This is a genomic window from Rhizobium lentis, assembly GCF_014200175.1.
GTDB lineage: Bacteria > Pseudomonadota > Alphaproteobacteria > Rhizobiales > Rhizobiaceae > Rhizobium > Rhizobium mulingense.
This window is the reverse complement of the sequence record NZ_JACHBD010000008.1, coordinates 74,955-90,662: the sequence shown is the minus strand read 5'-3', so window position 1 is coordinate 90,662 and position 15,708 is coordinate 74,955. Positions and strand designations below refer to the sequence as shown.

Sequence of the window (15,708 nt, the reverse complement as noted above, 5' to 3'; positions counted from 1 at the left end):
GCAATGGGCGACGCCGTGACCGAACCGGAGATCGTGGCGCTTGGCGCCGAGCATATGCAAGCGGCGGCGGCAATCAGGCGCGTCGCCCTGTGGCGGCAATTGCCCTGGCTGCCGGATCTGCATACGCCTGAGGAAGAAGAGCAGTACTGGCGCAAGCATCTCCTGCCGAATTGCACCATCCTCGGCGCCGCAATCGGAAACCGGCTGGTTGGCGTCATCGCCTTTGGTGACGGTTGGATCGAACAGCTTTACGTTCTCCCCGATTTCCAGAATATCGGCATCGGCTCGCTGCTGCTCGGCTGCGCCCGGGAGGAGATGAACGAAATCAGGCTCTGGACGTTCCAGCGCAATAGCGGCGCCCGCGCTTTCTACGAGCGATACGGTTTTTCCGTCGAGGAAAAGACCGATGGTCTCGACAACGAGGAAAAGGAGCCCGACGTGCTCTATCACTGGCGCCGGCTTCCGGAGCGGACGCCTGGCCTACAGCCGTCTGATCCAGGGCCGTAGAACATCGGACTTGCCAAATGCCTTGGCCAGGCGAAACATGAACCGCGCGCAGGAAGTGGCTGCGCTGTCGCTGACAGAGGAAACGGGAATGCCGAAATCGACCGGCCTCGGTTTGGCCGAACAACAGCCACCTTCTCCGGACAATGCCTCCGTCTGGGCGATGATCCGCGCCGAGTCGGCCGAACTTGCCGTGCGCGAGCCGATCTTGCGACGGCTGCTGACCACTGAGGTAACGGATGCCACCGGCAACAATGAGATCATCGCCCGGGTGCTGGCGGCGCGGCTCTCGGTAACGCAGGTGGAAACAGGCAATCTGTTCGATCTTATCCTCTCCACCCTCACCGACGACATCATGCGGAAGGTCGAGGCAGACCTCGCAGCCGTGCGCCAGCGCGATCCCGCTTGCACGACATTTCTGCACGCGCTCCTCAACCTCAAGGGCTTTCATGCGCTGCAGACGCACCGCGTCGCCCACGAGCTCTGGAACGCCGGCCGGCCGGAGATCGCCACCTGGCTCGCCAATCTCGCCTCGCTGGTCTTCGGCCCCGATATTCATCCGGCCGCACGGATCGGCGCTTCCATCATGCTCGACCACGGCTCGGGAATCGTCATCGGCGAAACGGCCGTGATCGAGGACGAAGTATCGATCCTGCAGGGCGTCACGCTCGGCGGCACCGGCAAGGAAACCGGTGACCGCCACCCGAAGATCCGCCATGGCGTCATGATCGGCGCCGGCGCCAAGATCCTCGGCAATATCGAAATCGGCGCCTTCAGCAAGATCGCCGCCGGCAGTGTCGTGCTGAAGCCGGTTCCCGAACATTGTACGGTCGCCGGCGTGCCGGCCACCCTCGTGCGCATCCACCGCGCCGACGAAATCCCGGCCGAGACGATGGATCAGAATATCTAGCTAGGTCTTTCCGAAATGTGCCTCGGTCGTTACGCGGCCTGCTGATTTCCAAGATGCACGGGCGCCGCAATCAGGCGGCCCGCACCGCGCCGATGATGTCCGCCAACAGACCGTGCAGCAAATCCCGGTAGCCGTTTCGGGCGGACGGGCCGCTCTCTTCCGAAGTCATGACGACCGTCAAATCGAGCGACGGCACGATATAGAGCATCTGTCCGCCGTAACCCCAGGCGAAATGCACCTGCTCGCCGCCAATCTGCCGTGTGAACCAGCCATAGCCATATTCGTCGCCCGAAAAGCGTGAGTTGGTCCGGTGCTGCCACGATTGGGAGATCCAGTCGGCCGGGATGACCTGGCGGCCTTCGGCGGTCTTGCCGCTGTTGCGATAGAGTTCGCCGAAGGCAAGCAGGGAGCGGGCGCTCATCGCCATCTGGTTGCCGCCGAGATAGATGCCCTGCGGATCGCGCTCCCATGCGCCGATGCGGAAACCGTCGACCGGACCCAGCCATTCCTGCGCCAGGGCCAGCGTCGACCGCCGGCTGACCTTGGTGAGAATGGCCGACAGCAGATGCGTGGATGCGGTGGAATAGAGCATTTCTCCACCGGGCTGATCGACGAAAGGCTGCGAAAGGGCAAAACGCACCCAGTTGCGCGAGGAGACCCAGCGGCCGTAGTTCGGCCCCGACATGCGATCGAGCCCAGTCTGCATGGAGAGAAGATTGCCGATGGTGATGTCGTTGAGGCGCGGATCGGGTGATTCGGGCAGATCGGCCTTCAGGATCGATGCGATCTTCTGATCCGGCCCCTTCAGCAGGCCTTTGTCGATAGCGATACCGACCAGCGCCGAAATGATCGACTTCGAAGCGGATTTGATATTGGTCGATTCTGCCGGTGAATGACCGTGGAAACCGCGTTCGGCAAGCACCCGCCCGCCGCGCGCGACGATCACCACCTTGAGCGGCCGCATCGCCGGGTCATCAGCCGCCTGATCGAGACGCGGGTCAAGCCCGGTGCTGGCGCGGGCTACGCTCTGGGCAGTGGCCGGCGCCGTTGCGGCAAGCGGCAGAGAGAAAAGAAGCAGAAAGGAGAGAACACGGAGCATGCGGCGCAAGATAGGATATCTCAGCGATATCTTCGCGGGCCGGCGGCACTTTTCACGCGATTGTGTTGCCGCGTGCGCCGGTGATCATGCGCCGCGTCGGCCGCCAAAAGGACAATCCGCGCCGCAACCACGGCAGGCCCGCTTGCCTCCATGATCAAACGGCGCGGATATTGCCGGCCGGGGTAAGGACGTTCCACCCCGGCCAGCCGATCGGCACAGCTTCAGGCGGCGCGGCGAACCGGCGCGCCGGTCAGCATGCGCCCCGAGGGGACGATCATGCCGGCCGCGCCGTCAAGCCAGCCTTCCGTGAGCTCGAGCGCCAGAAAGCGCGAGCGTTCGAACGGACCCGGCATGACAAGATGGCGAGCCTTTTCGGCGAAGAACCCGAAACGCTCGTAATAGGCGGCGTCGCCGACGAGCAGAACAGCGCCATGTCCGCGGTTCTTTGCCTCGAGAATCGCCGCCCGCATCAGCGCCGAGCCGGCGCCCTTGCCACCGTGATCGGGCGCAACGGCGAGCGGACCGAGCAGCAGCGCATTGATCGGCGTGCCTTCATCGTTGACGCCCGCCTCAATGTTCCAGAGCCGCACCGAGCCGATGACATGGCCGTCGCGATCGCGCGCGACGAGCGCGAGGCCTTCGGCCGGAATCCGGTTGCGGCGGATCTTCTCCGACGATTTCTTGCGGCGATCCGGCCCCATGACGCGGTCGAGCAGGTTTTCACGCGCAACGACATCCGACGGATTTTCGACGTCGATGGCGAAGGTGGTGGGCGCAAAGAATGCGCGGACAGAATCAAGAACAGCGGCCATCTCGGCCTCCCGTACCCAATACCGTTATCAGCGGCGATGAAGGAACATGTGAGGTTGCCGCCCCGGCTGGTTACCGGGCCGGCGGAAACGACCTTAGATGACGTAGGCCTTCAGCGGCTCGAAGCCGTTGAAAGCGACCGCCGAATAGGTCGTCGTATAGGCGCCGGTGCCTTCGATCAGGACCTCGTCGCCGATCGAAAGGGAGATCGGCAGCGGATAAAGGTTCTTCTCGTAGAGCACGTCGGCCGAATCGCAGGTCGGGCCGGCGATGACGCAGGGTTCCATCTCGTCGCCGTCGTGCTCCGTGCGGATCGGATAGCGGATGGCTTCATCCATCGTCTCGGCGAGACCGCCGAACTTGCCGATGTCGAGGAAGACCCAGCGGGCATCGTCATTGTCCGACTTCTTCGAAATCAGCACGACTTCCGCCTTGATGACGCCGGCATTGCCGATCATGCCGCGGCCCGGCTCGATGATCGTCTGCGGGATCTGGTTGCCGAAATGCGTGCGCAGCGCCTGGTAGATCGACTTGCCGTAAGCCTCTGCCGACGGAACGTCGCGCAGATACTTCGTCGGGAAGCCGCCGCCCATGTTGACCATCTGCAGGTGAATGCCCTGCTTGGCAAGCGATACGAAAACGCGCTTGGCATCGGCGAGTGCCGAATCCCAGGCATCGACCTTGGTCATCTGCGAACCGACATGGAACGAGACGCCGTAGGACTGCAGTCCGAGCTGGTGGGCGTAGACGAGAACGTCGACGGCCATCTGCGGAACGCAGCCGAACTTGCGCGACAGCGGCCATTCGGCGCCTTCGCCATCGGTGAGCACGCGGCAGAAGACACGGGCGCCGGGAGCGGCGCGCGAGATCTTCTCGACTTCCTCGTGGCTGTCGACCGCAAAGAGGCTGACGCCAAGCGCATGCGCGCGGGCGACGTCGCGTTCCTTCTTGATCGTGTTGCCGAAGGAGATGCGGGCAGCGGTCGCGCCGGCCTCGAGCGCCATTTCGATTTCGGCAACGGATGCGCAATCGAAATTGGAGCCGAGGCCTGCGAGCAGCTTCAGCACCTCAGGAGCCGGGTTGGCCTTGACGGCATAGTAGATGGCGCTGTCCGGCATGGCGTGACGGAAGGCATGGAAATTGTCGCGAACGACGTCGAGGTCAACCACCAGGCAGGGACCGTCGGGACGTCGGGTTGCGAGAAAGTCGCGGATGCGCTGGGTGGTCATATCGATTCCCTCTTCCAATTCCAGAGCTCCGGCATGAACCGGAGGACAAAGGGCATACGAGAACTCGCATTGGAACCAGCCGGTGGAGACCCCGGAACCATAGCAAGCGCTCGATGCGCGGATAGTGAACCAACGCCGCGATGCGGTGTAAGTTCGGCTTTGTCTGCCATGGATTGGAGGGAGAATCCCAACCGCACTTCCGGCAATGATGGTGTGCCTCTTCAGTAACCCCCGCTGATGGAAAGCAGGGAGAGAACAAAAAGGCCCGCACCGTCGTTGCTTCAGGCGTCCTCGCATTTTCCGGTTGGCCGGAATAGCGACTGGAGGGGTTAATTCCAGGTACCTTACCGATTTCCTCACCAATTCGAGGGTTCGGCGGACACCCATGGGCACGTGCGACTTTGGGCTGAGGTGGAAATAAGAATATTCGCCTTCACAATCAAGCGTTTTTTTGATCTGGGGTCAAAAAAATAATTGAACAGATCGGGCCAATTTGTTCAACGTTTCGAAACAGCTTGGGGAAGCGCCATGGACACTCTGACCCGCATACGCGCCTTCATCGATGTCGTCGAGGCCGAAGGCTTTTCCGCCGCGGCACGGCGCACCGGTCGCTCGAAGGCGCTGCTCTCCAAATATGTGCGCGAATTGGAGGATGAGCTCGGCGCCCTGCTGCTCAACCGCACCACCCGGCAGTTCTCAATGACCGAAGCCGGCCACACCTATTATCGCACCGCTTCCGATATCCTTAAGGAGATTGACAACCTCGCCGATCTCGTGCGCGAGAACAATGCGCAGCTGAAGGGGAAGCTTCGCGTCTCGGTGCCGCGCACCTTCGTCGATGCCGACGTCGGTCAGTCGCTGATCGATTTCGCCCGGGAAAATCCCGACTTGTCGCTGGAGATCGCCGCCGACGATCGGTTCGTCGACCTGATCGAGGAGGGCTTCGATGTCGCGATCCGCATTACCAAGCTCGAAGATTCCGGCATGATCGCCCGCAAGATCTCCGATTTCCGCGTCCATCTCTGCGTCACGCCTGAATTTCTCGAGCGCCATCCCGATCTTGAGCATCCGAGCGACATTTCCAATGTCCCCTTCATCGTCGATACCAATTCGCGCACGCAGGGGAGCATTCGCTTCTACAATCCTGATAACACCACCTTCGCCGTCGCCGTCTCCGGGCCGATAGAGGTCAACAGTCCGCATGCGACATTGCGCGCAGCCCTCGCCGGCATCGGCATCGCTCTCATCCCCGATTTCATCGCCCGCAAGCCGATCGAGAGCGGGGAGCTGCTGACGCTGTTTAACGACTACATCCCGACCGACCGCGGCATCTATGCCGTCTATCCGCACCGGCGCTACCTGCCGGCCAAGGTGAGGATCTTCGTCGACTACCTGCACAACTGGTTCAAGAAGCATCCGTGAGGCTTTGACGAAAGACCCCCGACTGGGGAATCGGACGTCGACGATCGGCATCGGCCGCAAGCCGGTCCCAATTCCGTCCCAATTTCTGGCAAGAACTCGGATCGAGCGAATAAGGCAGCGGGACTTATGAAAAAATCCATACCATTGATAGCCGCGCTTCTTTCGCTGGCGCCGGCCGCCGCCCTTGCGCATCCGCATATCTTCGTGGAGGCGCGGCTCGAAGTCGTCGCCGGCGCCGACGGCAGCATCGAGGAACTGCGCAATGTCTGGCGCTTCGACGAGGTCTTCTCCTCCTCGGTCGTCATGGATTTCGACAAGAACACCGATCTGAAGCTGGAGCCGAACGAACTCGCGCAGGTTGGGAAAACGGTGAAGCAGTCGCTTGCCGATTACGACTACTACATGAATCTGACGGTCAACGGGAAGAACGTCACCGTCCAGCAGCCTGACATCATCCATGTTGATTATAAAAACGGCCAGCTCCTGATGTTCTTCGCGGTCAAGCCAGCGGAGAAGATGCCGCTCAAGGGCAGGCTCACTTTCGGCGTCTACGACCCGACGCTCTATACGTCGATCGACTTTCCGACAGACAACGAACTCTCCACGGTCGGCGACAGCTTCAAAGCCTGCAAACACCAGGTGGTGAGACCGGATGCCGACGAGGTGATCTCGCAAAACAAGCAGTCGCTGACCGACGCCTTCTTCAACGATCCCACCGGCACCAACATGTCCAAGCTCTTCGCCACCCGGCTGGAGATCACATGCTGATAAAACGCCCCCTCATCCTTTCCGCAGCACTGCTTGCGCTCGTGACGGCGGCAAGCCTTGCCCATGCGCAGTCGCCGCTCGGCATCGGCACGGCCGAACCGAGTTTTCAACCGACCGGTGGGCCGTTCGCACCGCTCTTCCTCTATGTGAACTATGAACAGCAGGCCTTCTACCGGGCGCTGACGGATGCCTTGAAGGGCATGCGCGAGGATCCGTGGCAGCTGACATCGCTGATCGGTCTTTCCTTCGCCTACGGCGTCTTCCATGCCGCCGGCCCCGGCCACGGCAAGGCGGTCATCTCCTCCTATATGATCGCCAATGAGGTCGAGCTGAAGCGCGGCGTGGTGATTTCCTTCATTTCGGCGTTCATCCAGGGTGTCGTCGCCGTGGCGCTAGTTGGCGGCGCCTGGCTGGTGCTGCGCGGCACCGGCATTACGCTGACGGCCGCGACCCATGCGATGGAAATCGCAAGTTTCGTCATGGTCATCCTCTTCGGCGGCTGGCTGCTGTTTCGCAAACTGCGCTCGATGGCGGGCAATTTGCCGCGCCGCCGGCTGATGGCCACGTCCGCCGGTCCGGTCAGCATGATGCTCGACTGGAAGGATAATGCGGCCGAACGCCAGGCCTATGCCTTCAACGGCAAGGCGCAGGCCGTGGAAGCCGGCCATACCTTCGTTCCCGGCATGGTCTGCGAGACCTGCGGCAATGCCCACGTGCCCGACCCCGCGCTGCTCGGCGGCGACAAGTTCAACGCCCGCGAGGCCTGGTCGGCGATCGTGGCCGTCGGCCTCCGCCCGTGCTCCGGTGCGCTTCTGGTCATGACCTTTTCGCTGCTGAACGGGCTCTACCTCGGCGGCATGCTGTCGGTCGCCGCCATGTCGCTCGGCACTGCAATCACCGTGTCGCTGCTTGCCACTCTCGCCGTCACCGCCAAAGGTGCTGCGGTCCGCCTCTCCGGGCGCGGCTCAGCCGCCTCGGTGTGGATCGGCAACGCCATCGAAATCCTTGGCGCCCTGCTCGTCATTCTGATGGGAGTCCTGCTGCTCGGGGGCTCGCTGCAGGGATAGACTATTTTCCTCTGCCGCGCTGATAGCGCGCCCGCAGCCAGAAGACCACGAAAAACGCCATGATCAGGCAGACGCCAACGGCAATTCCCAGCACCGGTGAGAAATTGCCGATCCATAAAACGATGGTCGGCAGAAAATAGAGGACGAGGCCGGCGCCAAGCAGGATGATGGCGGCGGCGGTCGCCTGCGAGCGGCTCTCGGGGCTCATGCGAGCCTTTCCTTTTCGAAATCGGCGCGAATATCCTGCAGGCGGCGAATTTGGTTGCCGGCAGCGTCAAAATTCTCGGGAGAAAGCCAGGCCTCGAAAGCATCGTTGATCAGCGGCCATTCGGCATCGATCATCGAGAACCAGGCGGTGTCGCGGTTGCGGTGCTTGGAGATCATGTGCTGGCGGAAGACGCCTTCGAAGCTGAAGCCGTAGCGCAGGGCCGTCGTCTTGCTCGCTTCGTTCTTGTTGTCGCATTTCCATTCGTAACGGCGATAGCCGAGATCTTCGAAGACGTGCTTGGCCATCAGATAGTGCGCCTCGGTGGAGAGCGGCGAACGCTTCATGTCGGCGCCATGCGCCACTCCGCCGATCTCGACGACGCCGTTTGCCGGGTCGGCGCGCATATAGTTCGCCATGCCGACAATCTTGCCGGTGGCGTTGTCGCGGAAGATATGGGTGAGCCAGCCGGACTTGGTGGAGACGGCCTCCAGCCAGTTGGCGAAATCCTCGATGCCGGAAAAATCGTCCTGCGCGAAATAGAGCAGCAGCGGGTTGATGCCCATGCCGCCGAGACCTTCCCACAGAGCTTGGAGATGCTCCGCCCGCCGATAGGGCTCGACGGTAACGAAGCGGCCCTTCAGCGTCACCGGCGTCGGCGCCGGACAGCCTTTGAAATTCGCAAGATCGCGCATATCCACTCCCCTGTTCTGAGGAGTGGATAGGCCAGCCGCCCGACAAAGGCAACCGGCCTGGATGTTACTGTGACAAGGTCGTCTTGGCGGACGACACCGTCGCCTCGATATGGTCGACCAGCTGGTCGGCAAGGCCGAGCCGGCCGGCAAGCAGATCGAGATAGCCGCGTTCGGCGCGCGAATCCGGTTCGATCGTCAGGCGCGAGGCGGTGTAGAGCTCGACGCGCTGCTCTTCCGTCACCGCCGCAGCCACAAGCGCATCGATATCCGTCGGCGAAGCGAGTTCGCGTTCGATGAAGGCCGCGGCCTCGCCGCTGACATCGGCCGCCTTGATCTTGTCCATGATGAGCGCGCGTTCGGCATCGTCGATATGGCCGTCGGCCTTGGCGGCGGCGATCATCGCGCGGATCAGCACCAGCACAAATTCGTTGCTGCCGGCCGGTGACGCCGGCCCGAAACCGGAGTCGACAGGCGGCGGCAGGAGAACCGGATTGTTGGCCGACGGCGCATCCGAGGGAGCCGCAGGCGCCTGACCCGCCTGATAATTCTTGTAGGCCTGGTAGCCGAGGCCGGCAATGGCGGCGAGACCGCCGATCGCCAGCGCATTGCCGGCGATGTTGCGCCCGGTCTTGGTGCCGAGAAGCACGGCCGCAAGCGCGCCGGTCTTCATCGGGTTGTTCCTCGCCGTCTGCACGGCATCGCCCGCCCTGTCGCGGACTGAACCGCCGAGACCGGGCACCTGCGAACCCAAGAACTGGTCGAGAAGCTTCTTTGCGTCGAACATTCCTCGTCGTCTCCCTGTTTGAGGCTGGAGAGAACATAGGTTTGCGACGGCTGAAATACAAACACGGGGCGCGGGGGATTGTGCATCCCCCGCCGATCCGACCTCAGACTTTCAGAGCCGCGGCCTCCGCCGCAAGCTTGGTGATCCCCGCCCAGTCGCCGGCTGCGACCAACTCCTTCGGCGCGACCCACGAACCGCCGACGCAGACGACGTTCGGCAGCGACAGATAATCCCTGGCGTTCTTCAGCGAAATGCCGCCGGTTGGGCAGAACAGCGTGCCGGCAAGGGGTGAGGAAAGCGCCTTCAGGAAGGCGGCGCCGCCGGCCTGCTCGGCGGGAAAGAACTTCAGCACCTGGTAGCCTTCTTCGCGCAGCGCCATGACTTCGCTGGCGGTGGCAGCGCCCGGAAGCAGTGGCACGTCGGAATCGGCGGCGGCGTCGAGCAGCTCCTGCGTCGTGCCCGGGCTGACGATGAACTTCGAACCAGCCTCGACGGCGGCCCGCCAATGGGCGGCATTCAGGATCGTGCCGGCGCCGACTTCAGCACCCTCGACCTCGGCAGCGACGGCCCGCACCGCCTCGAGGGCCGCCGGCGTGCGCATGGTGATCTCGATTGCCTTCAGGCCGCCTGCGACGAGCGCGCGCGCCAGCGGCACCGCCGACTTGGCATCATCGACGATCAGGACCGGGACAACCGGCTGGAGTTTCAGGATGGAAAGGAGTTTCTCTGTTTTCTCGCCCATGGTCGCGCGACCTCCTTGAAACGATTGAAATTGCATCCCGAATAACGCCCCCGCCGACCCTTGTCGAGATAAAACCCGGCCGCATGAGAAGATGGGTATGAAATGCGGGTAAATTGGTCTACCGTTGCGGCGATCGTCACAAAAGGTTCACTGGCATGGCGAAAGAGATCGAGCGGAAGTTTCTGGTGCGCAGCGATGGATGGCGATCCGCCGTCGAGACGAAATCCGAGCTCAAGCAGGGTTATATCGCCTCGATGGACGACCGCTCCGTCAGGGTGCGCATCCTCGACGGCCGGAAGGCGAAGCTGACGATCAAGATTGGCCGCAGCGCCATCACCCGCGACGAATTCGAATTTGACATCCCGATTGCAGATGCCGAGGAACTGTTGGAGAATGCGGTCGGCATCGTCATCGAAAAAACACGTTACCGCGTTCCGTTTCAAGGTTTCGTCTGGGAGGTCGACGTCTTTGCGGGGGCGCATCGCGGGTTGGTGATCGCCGAAGTGGAAATGACGGCGGAAACCGACGACCCGGCCCTGCCCAGCTGGCTTGGCCGCGAAGTGACCGGCGATTTCCGCTATTCAAACCAGGCCCTCGCCACAGAATACGGGCACGACAGGCATGGCCTATCGCATTCGGCCTGATTGCGATTTCACCGAGGCATTCCGGAGCGTTGCGACCGAGCAGCTGGAAAGCGCCATCACGGTTCTTGAGGAGCGGCCGGACGGCGCGCATGAGGCGATCCATTCCTTCCGCAAGAACCTGAAGCGATTGCGCTCGCTCTACCGGCTCGTGGCTCGCGAGGTGCCCGAATTCCAGGAGCATGAAAATGCAAGGCTGCGCGATGTCGCACGCTCGCTGTCGGCAATCCGCGACGCAGCCGCTCTTATCGGCACGGCGCAATATCTGCAACAGTCGGCCCGTGAGCCAGAGGAGAACGAAGCGCTCGGCCGGATCGTCACCATTCTCGAAGGCCGCCGTGACTGGATGGCGGAGGCGGAAAGCGGCCTAGAGCAGCGGCTCGCGGAAACCTCGCACGTTCTGAAAGAAGCGATTGCCGCCGTCGATACAGTCTCATTTGATGGCGGTCACCGCAAGAATGCCCGCAAGCTGGCGAAGAGCTGGCGCCGCACCGCGCGAAAGGCCAGGGCAGCGCTCGCCGCCTGCCACGGCGAGGCGTCGGCCGACGACTTCCATGTTCTGCGCAAACGCACCTACGATTATCGACTCTATCACGCCCTGTTGCGCGACATATGGCCGGGCGCGATGAAGGCCAAGCGCGATGCGGCCAAGGAGCTCGTCGAGGATCTCGGCCATATTCACGACCTGGCAGTGCTCTGCGAACTGGTGGAAGCCGAACCGCAGCTCTTCACCCGCAACGACGATCTGGCGCATCTGCTCGACGCCATCATTTTCCGCCAGCAGGAAGATCGGCGGCATGCGCTTGTCACGGCCGAAGCCATCTTCGCCGATGATCCCGACGAGGAAGCGCAGCGGATTGAGCTTCTCTGGCTGACGGCCGCAAGTTGAGCGGCGGCGTCATTATTCGATTGCGCCAGCGCTTCTGAAATTTCACAAGAAAGCCCATTGACCTCAACTGTTCTTGAGGTCCTACCCTCCGGTGGCCGAACCAGCAGACTTGACCGGAGGAAAAAATGATTTGCCGAAAACGCCGCGATGCCAAAGCTGCTCGGGCTCTACGAGACCCATCTGACCGTTTCCGACCTCAAAACCTCCACGACTTTCTACCGGGATGTCGTCGGACTCGAACCAGCGGCCTCGTTCGAGGAGCGCAAAGTCGCTTTCCTCTGGGTGGACGACAGGAAGACTGGCATGCTCGGCCTTTGGGAAACCGGAACCGGACCCCTGCGGATGCGGCTGCATATTGCCTTCCGCATGACTGTCGAAGGCGTGCTGCAGGCGCCCGCCGCTCTCAAGGCAAAGGGCGTTGAACCTCTCGGCTTTACCGGCGAATCGGCGGCGGAGCCGGTGGTTCTCGGCTGGATGCCGGCCCTATCGATCTATTTCAAGGATCCGGATGGACACTCGATCGAATTCATCAGCATTCTCGACGACACTCCCAACCGAAGCTTCGGCGTGCGGCCGTTTTCGGAATGGAAGGCGAAGCATAATCGGTAACCGTCAAAGCCGCTATCGGCGAAGGCAATTGCGCGAGCCGCGGATTTTCTGTATTTCCCGGCCATGACCGACAGCCTGACACACACTAGCCCGTTCCTCGTAGCGGCGCTCTATCATTTCGTTTCCGTAGCGCGCTTTGCCAGCTTGCAGGCGCCCTTGCAGGCGCTTTGCGAAGAGAACGGCGTCAAGGGAACGCTGCTCTTGGCGCATGAGGGCATCAACGGCACGATCGCGGGACCGGATGTCGGTATTGGTGCCGTGCTTGCCTTCCTGCGTGCCCAACCGGAATTTGCGGGCCTGGAGCACAAGGAAAGCCGCGCGTCGAAAATGCCTTTCCTGCGGCTGAAGGTGAAGCTGAAAAAGGAAATCGTCACCATGGGCGTCGAAGACATCGACCCCAACAAGGTGGTCGGCACCTATGTGGCGCCTCAGGACTGGAACGCGCTGATTTCCGATCCCGATACGATCGTCATCGACACCCGCAACGACTATGAAACGGCAATCGGCACTTTTCGCGGCGCGATCGATCCGAAAACGAAGACGTTCCGCGAATTTCCGGGTTGGGTGCGTCAGAATTCCGGCCTGCACAACAAGCCGAAGATCGCCATGTACTGCACTGGCGGCATACGCTGCGAGAAGGCCACGGCTTTCATGAAGGCTGAGGGCTTCGACGAGGTCTTTCATCTGAAGGGGGGCATCCTGAAATATCTGGAGGAGGTTCCGCAGGAGGAAAGCCTCTGGGACGGCGCCTGCTTCGTCTTCGATGAGCGTGTGTCCGTCGAGTACGGGCTGAAAGAGGGTGAACACAAGCTCTGTCACGCCTGCCGCAATCCAATCAACGCCGAGGAAATTACCTCGCCGCTCTATGAGGAAGGCGTTTCCTGCAGCCACTGCTATCACACCCGTAGCGAAGAGGACCGGTTGCGTTACCGTCAGCGGCAGCATCAGATCGCGCTGGCAAGAAAACGTGGCCAGCGGCATATCGGCAACTGACCTGTTTCTGTTGGACGGGCTTGCTGTTCGAGAATTTCGTCGTCAGGCCGCGCCGAGACGGCGCTGGGCCGCTGGCTCCGCGGCGCGCAGCTCGTTGAGCATGTCGGTAATTCGCTCGGCCACCATCGGCTTTCCGAACAGATAGCCTTGCAGAGAGTCGCAGCCGAACAGGCGCATGGCGACGGCCTGCCCCTCGGTCTCGATGCCTTCGGCCGTCACCGGAATATCGAGCGAGCGGGCGAGCGCCACCGTCGCCTGCAGCATTTCGCGCTGGCGCTTGTCCTCGTTGACGCCCATCACCAGCGAGCGGTCGATCTTGATGCGGTCGAAGCCGAACTGCCTGAGATAACCGATCGAGGAGAAGCCGGAGCCGAAGTCGTCGAGCGCCACTTTCACTCCCAACCCCTTCAGCCGTTCGATCGACTGGCGGGTGCGCTGCGGATTCTGGATCATGTAACCTTCGGTGATCTCCAGCGTGATGCGGCTGGCCTCGATCTCCGTCTGCTTCAAGACGTAGCGCACATAATCAGTGAAGGCGGGATTTCGGAACTGGCCGGGCGAGACGTTGACCGAGACGTTGAGTTCCGGCCACTGCTTGGCCGTGTCGCAAGCTTTGCGCAGGACGAACAGGCCGAGCGATTCGATCAGCCCGCTGGTCTCGGCGATCGGAATGAATACTTCGGGCGAAACAGGGCCGTAGCCCGGGCGGTTCCAGCGCACCAGCGCCTCGACGCCAGTCAGCGCCTGCGTGGCTGCATCGACCAGCGGCTGATAGGCAAGCGTCAGGTCGCCGCTTTCAATGGCGGTTCTGAGATCAAGTTCCAGCGCATTGCGCTGCTCGCGGTCCGCATCCATCGACGGATCGTAGAGCGTCATGCGCGCGCGGCCGGCCTCCTTGGCCTTGTACATGGCAAGGTCGGAGCGGCGCACCAGTTCTTCGCGATCAATCGCTCCGGCAGGCGACATGGCGATGCCGATGCTGGCGCCGACGACGACGACGCGGCGGCCGATCTCCAGAGGTTCGACCAGAAAATCGAGAATCTGCTCGGAAAGCTGCAGCGCGGCGGCATTCTCGCCGTCGGAGATAAAGGCGATCGCAAATTCATCGCCGCCGATGCGGGCGAGAACCGCGCCTCGTGGGATCAGCACCTTAAGCCCGGCCGCGACCGCCCGGATCAACTGGTCGCCGGTGCCGTGTCCATAGCTGTCGTTGACTTCCTTGAAACCGTCTAGGTCGAGATAGAGGAGAAGCACATTGCGCTTGCTCTGGCGGGCTTCGGCAACAAAGCGGTCGACGGCCAGCCCGAGACCTTCGCGATTGGACAGCCCGCTCAGCCTGTCGCGCAACGCCTCCTCGCGGGCCCTGTTTTCCTCTGCCTTCAGGCGGCGGCCGGCGAGCCAGCCGATGGCCAGCAGCACCACGAAAAACAAGCCGACCAGACCCAGAGCCTCGATGACCATCGGCCGCACCTGCGCATAGGCGATATTCCCCGGTGCACGCGAGGTCCAGACGAGCTTGCCGAGCGTTGCCCCCATCGGATCGACGATGGGCACGAGATACTCGGCTTCGAAGCTCGGCGGCGCCAGCCGCAGGCCACCGATGACATAGGTCTGACCGAGCGCGCTCACCCTGTCCTCATCGAGATGCCGGGCGAAAATAAGATAGCGATGTTGACCGGCCGGCACATCGAGCGCCCCGGATTTTTGCCGCACCAGCGCCACGCCGGCAGCGGCAATCCCCCGTTTGGTGCGAACGAAGCCGACGGCCTGAGGCCTATCGGCCGGGCCGACCGCCTTCACCGTGTCGAGCAGCGTCCAGAGAGAAGGCGCGAAGAAATCTGCGAGTGGCTCCTCCATCGGCTTGCCGTCGCGATAGGCTATGATCGACTTCTTCGCGTCATCGATGACGATCGCCATATCGAAAAGCGAGCTATTGACCGACATCTCGCCGTAGTTGCTGACCGTCCACGCCATTCCATCTGCTGCGTAAACCTTGGCGGCGGCGTCGTCCCAGGCGGCATAATCGTCGAGCGTCGCACCGAGTTGATCCTCGAAGGTCTTCAACGCGCCGATCGTCGTTTCACGCGAGCGCGCTTCATCAAGGACATTGGCATTTTCAGCCACGCGTTCGATTGCGGTCATCACCATGACGGTGGCAACCGCGACGATGACAGCAAAGGAGAACAGGACAGCCGTGACAGTGATGTGACGGCCTATTCCGGATCCCTTGCCCTGCAACTTTCCGAGTATCTGCATTACCGCTCCCTAGCCATCGGACTTTGCCAGCCAAGGGTTCAGAAACGTTTAAGCAACCGCCTGCTGCAGATTTGGTCGGTCTATT

General features: G+C 62.1%; 17 protein-coding genes. 9 read left to right on the top strand and 8 right to left on the bottom strand.

Annotated features, from left to right (window positions below; all coding sequences use genetic code 11):
- The first annotated feature begins 3 nt into the window (after positions 1-3).
- Together GGI60_RS19360 and cysE are read left to right on the top strand one after the other, a co-directional pair.
- A complete protein-coding gene (locus GGI60_RS19360) occupies positions 4-507 on the top strand; it encodes a GNAT family N-acetyltransferase (RefSeq protein ID WP_183918216.1) in 504 nt (167 codons plus the stop codon).
- Between the two features lie 88 nt (positions 508-595).
- Complete coding sequence (gene cysE, locus GGI60_RS19355; RefSeq protein WP_183918214.1) at positions 596-1,414, top strand: serine O-acetyltransferase; 819 nt, start codon at positions 596-598, stop codon at positions 1,412-1,414.
- Between the two features lie 70 nt (positions 1,415-1,484).
- Here cysE and GGI60_RS19350 read toward each other — a convergent pair whose 3' ends face one another.
- The 3 genes from GGI60_RS19350 to odc2 form a co-directional block, all read right to left on the bottom strand.
- The gene (locus tag GGI60_RS19350; RefSeq protein WP_183918212.1) at positions 1,485-2,513 is read right to left on the bottom strand and encodes a serine hydrolase; all 1,029 of its coding nucleotides are present in this window, start codon (positions 2,511-2,513) and stop codon (positions 1,485-1,487) included.
- A gap of 221 nt (positions 2,514-2,734) precedes the next feature.
- Positions 2,735-3,325, bottom strand: coding sequence for a GNAT family N-acetyltransferase (locus GGI60_RS19345; protein WP_183917849.1), 591 nt, complete (start codon positions 3,323-3,325; stop codon positions 2,735-2,737).
- Positions 3,326-3,418: 93 nt separating this feature from the next.
- Positions 3,419-4,552: an ornithine/lysine decarboxylase gene (gene odc2, locus GGI60_RS19340; RefSeq protein ID WP_183917847.1), complete on the bottom strand. Its 1,134-nt coding sequence runs from the start codon at positions 4,550-4,552 to the stop codon at positions 3,419-3,421.
- A gap of 528 nt (positions 4,553-5,080) precedes the next feature.
- Between odc2 and GGI60_RS19335 the strand changes: the two genes are divergently transcribed.
- The 3 genes from GGI60_RS19335 to GGI60_RS19325 all read left to right on the top strand — a co-directional run bounded on the left by GGI60_RS19335 (position 5,081) and on the right by GGI60_RS19325 (position 7,809).
- Positions 5,081-5,974, top strand: coding sequence for a LysR family transcriptional regulator (locus GGI60_RS19335; RefSeq protein WP_183917845.1), 894 nt, complete (start codon positions 5,081-5,083; stop codon positions 5,972-5,974).
- A 126-nt stretch (positions 5,975-6,100) separates the two neighbouring features.
- Positions 6,101-6,742: a DUF1007 family protein gene (locus GGI60_RS19330; RefSeq protein ID WP_183917843.1), complete on the top strand. Its 642-nt coding sequence runs from the start codon at positions 6,101-6,103 to the stop codon at positions 6,740-6,742.
- The gene (locus GGI60_RS19325; RefSeq protein ID WP_183917841.1) at positions 6,736-7,809 is read left to right on the top strand and encodes a nickel/cobalt transporter; all 1,074 of its coding nucleotides are present in this window, start codon (positions 6,736-6,738) and stop codon (positions 7,807-7,809) included. Before GGI60_RS19330 ends, GGI60_RS19325 begins: the two co-directional genes overlap by 7 nt.
- Position 7,810: 1 nt before the next feature.
- On the opposite strand, the gene GGI60_RS19320 is transcribed toward GGI60_RS19325, so the two are convergent.
- The 4 genes from GGI60_RS19320 to GGI60_RS19305 form a co-directional block, all read right to left on the bottom strand.
- Positions 7,811-8,017, bottom strand: a complete 207-nt coding sequence (locus GGI60_RS19320; protein ID WP_183917839.1) for a hypothetical protein — start codon at positions 8,015-8,017, stop codon at positions 7,811-7,813.
- Positions 8,014-8,709, bottom strand: a complete 696-nt coding sequence (locus tag GGI60_RS19315) for a GNAT family N-acetyltransferase (RefSeq protein WP_183917836.1) — start codon at positions 8,707-8,709, stop codon at positions 8,014-8,016. The genes GGI60_RS19320 and GGI60_RS19315 overlap by 4 nt, the downstream gene beginning before the upstream one ends.
- Positions 8,710-8,773: 64 nt before the next feature.
- Positions 8,774-9,493: a tellurite resistance TerB family protein gene (locus GGI60_RS19310; RefSeq protein ID WP_183917835.1), complete on the bottom strand. Its 720-nt coding sequence runs from the start codon at positions 9,491-9,493 to the stop codon at positions 8,774-8,776.
- A gap of 103 nt (positions 9,494-9,596) precedes the next feature.
- The gene (locus GGI60_RS19305) at positions 9,597-10,235 is read right to left on the bottom strand and encodes a 2-dehydro-3-deoxy-phosphogluconate aldolase (protein WP_183917833.1); all 639 of its coding nucleotides are present in this window, start codon (positions 10,233-10,235) and stop codon (positions 9,597-9,599) included.
- Between the two features lie 155 nt (positions 10,236-10,390).
- Here GGI60_RS19305 and GGI60_RS19300 point away from each other — a divergent pair, with 155 nt between their 5' ends.
- From GGI60_RS19300 to GGI60_RS19285, 4 genes are all read left to right on the top strand, one after another.
- Entirely contained in the window at positions 10,391-10,879 is a 489-nt protein-coding gene (locus GGI60_RS19300) for a CYTH domain-containing protein (protein WP_183917830.1), read from the top strand.
- Positions 10,857-11,765, top strand: a complete 909-nt coding sequence (locus tag GGI60_RS19295) for a CHAD domain-containing protein (protein WP_183917828.1) — start codon at positions 10,857-10,859, stop codon at positions 11,763-11,765. The genes GGI60_RS19300 and GGI60_RS19295 overlap by 23 nt, the downstream gene beginning before the upstream one ends.
- 147 nt (positions 11,766-11,912) lie before the next feature.
- Positions 11,913-12,374, top strand: a complete 462-nt coding sequence (locus GGI60_RS19290) for a VOC family protein (RefSeq protein WP_183917826.1) — start codon at positions 11,913-11,915, stop codon at positions 12,372-12,374.
- 63 nt (positions 12,375-12,437) lie between these two features.
- Entirely contained in the window at positions 12,438-13,367 is a 930-nt protein-coding gene (locus GGI60_RS19285) for a rhodanese-related sulfurtransferase (RefSeq protein WP_183917824.1), read from the top strand.
- 42 nt (positions 13,368-13,409) lie between these two features.
- Here the strand turns inward: GGI60_RS19285 and GGI60_RS19280 are convergent, their stop codons facing one another.
- Positions 13,410-15,623, bottom strand: coding sequence for a bifunctional diguanylate cyclase/phosphodiesterase (locus GGI60_RS19280; RefSeq protein ID WP_183917822.1), 2,214 nt, complete (start codon positions 15,621-15,623; stop codon positions 13,410-13,412).
- Between the last annotated feature and the right edge of the window lie 85 nt (positions 15,624-15,708).

Bases quoted from the DNA above. Each gene is read 5' to 3' on its own strand.
- GGI60_RS19360 (WP_183918216.1), top strand. From the start codon at position 4: ATGGGCGACGCCGTGACCGAACCGGAGATCGTGGCGCTTGGCGCCGAG.
- cysE (WP_183918214.1), top strand. From the start codon at position 596: ATGCCGAAATCGACCGGCCTCGGTTTGGCCGAACAACAGCCACCTTCT.
- GGI60_RS19350 (WP_183918212.1), bottom strand. From the start codon at position 2,513: ATGCTCCGTGTTCTCTCCTTTCTGCTTCTTTTCTCTCTGCCGCTTGCC.
- GGI60_RS19345 (WP_183917849.1), bottom strand. From the start codon at position 3,325: ATGGCCGCTGTTCTTGATTCTGTCCGCGCATTCTTTGCGCCCACCACC.
- odc2 (WP_183917847.1), bottom strand. From the start codon at position 4,552: ATGACCACCCAGCGCATCCGCGACTTTCTCGCAACCCGACGTCCCGAC.
- GGI60_RS19335 (WP_183917845.1), top strand. From the start codon at position 5,081: ATGGACACTCTGACCCGCATACGCGCCTTCATCGATGTCGTCGAGGCC.
- GGI60_RS19330 (WP_183917843.1), top strand. From the start codon at position 6,101: ATGAAAAAATCCATACCATTGATAGCCGCGCTTCTTTCGCTGGCGCCG.
- GGI60_RS19325 (WP_183917841.1), top strand. From the start codon at position 6,736: ATGCTGATAAAACGCCCCCTCATCCTTTCCGCAGCACTGCTTGCGCTC.
- GGI60_RS19320 (WP_183917839.1), bottom strand. From the start codon at position 8,017: ATGAGCCCCGAGAGCCGCTCGCAGGCGACCGCCGCCGCCATCATCCTG.
- GGI60_RS19315 (WP_183917836.1), bottom strand. From the start codon at position 8,709: ATGCGCGATCTTGCGAATTTCAAAGGCTGTCCGGCGCCGACGCCGGTG.
- GGI60_RS19310 (WP_183917835.1), bottom strand. From the start codon at position 9,493: ATGTTCGACGCAAAGAAGCTTCTCGACCAGTTCTTGGGTTCGCAGGTG.
- GGI60_RS19305 (WP_183917833.1), bottom strand. From the start codon at position 10,235: ATGGGCGAGAAAACAGAGAAACTCCTTTCCATCCTGAAACTCCAGCCG.
- GGI60_RS19300 (WP_183917830.1), top strand. From the start codon at position 10,391: ATGGCGAAAGAGATCGAGCGGAAGTTTCTGGTGCGCAGCGATGGATGG.
- GGI60_RS19295 (WP_183917828.1), top strand. From the start codon at position 10,857: ATGGCCTATCGCATTCGGCCTGATTGCGATTTCACCGAGGCATTCCGG.
- GGI60_RS19290 (WP_183917826.1), top strand. From the start codon at position 11,913: ATGCCAAAGCTGCTCGGGCTCTACGAGACCCATCTGACCGTTTCCGAC.
- GGI60_RS19285 (WP_183917824.1), top strand. From the start codon at position 12,438: ATGACCGACAGCCTGACACACACTAGCCCGTTCCTCGTAGCGGCGCTC.
- GGI60_RS19280 (WP_183917822.1), bottom strand. From the start codon at position 15,623: ATGCAGATACTCGGAAAGTTGCAGGGCAAGGGATCCGGAATAGGCCGT.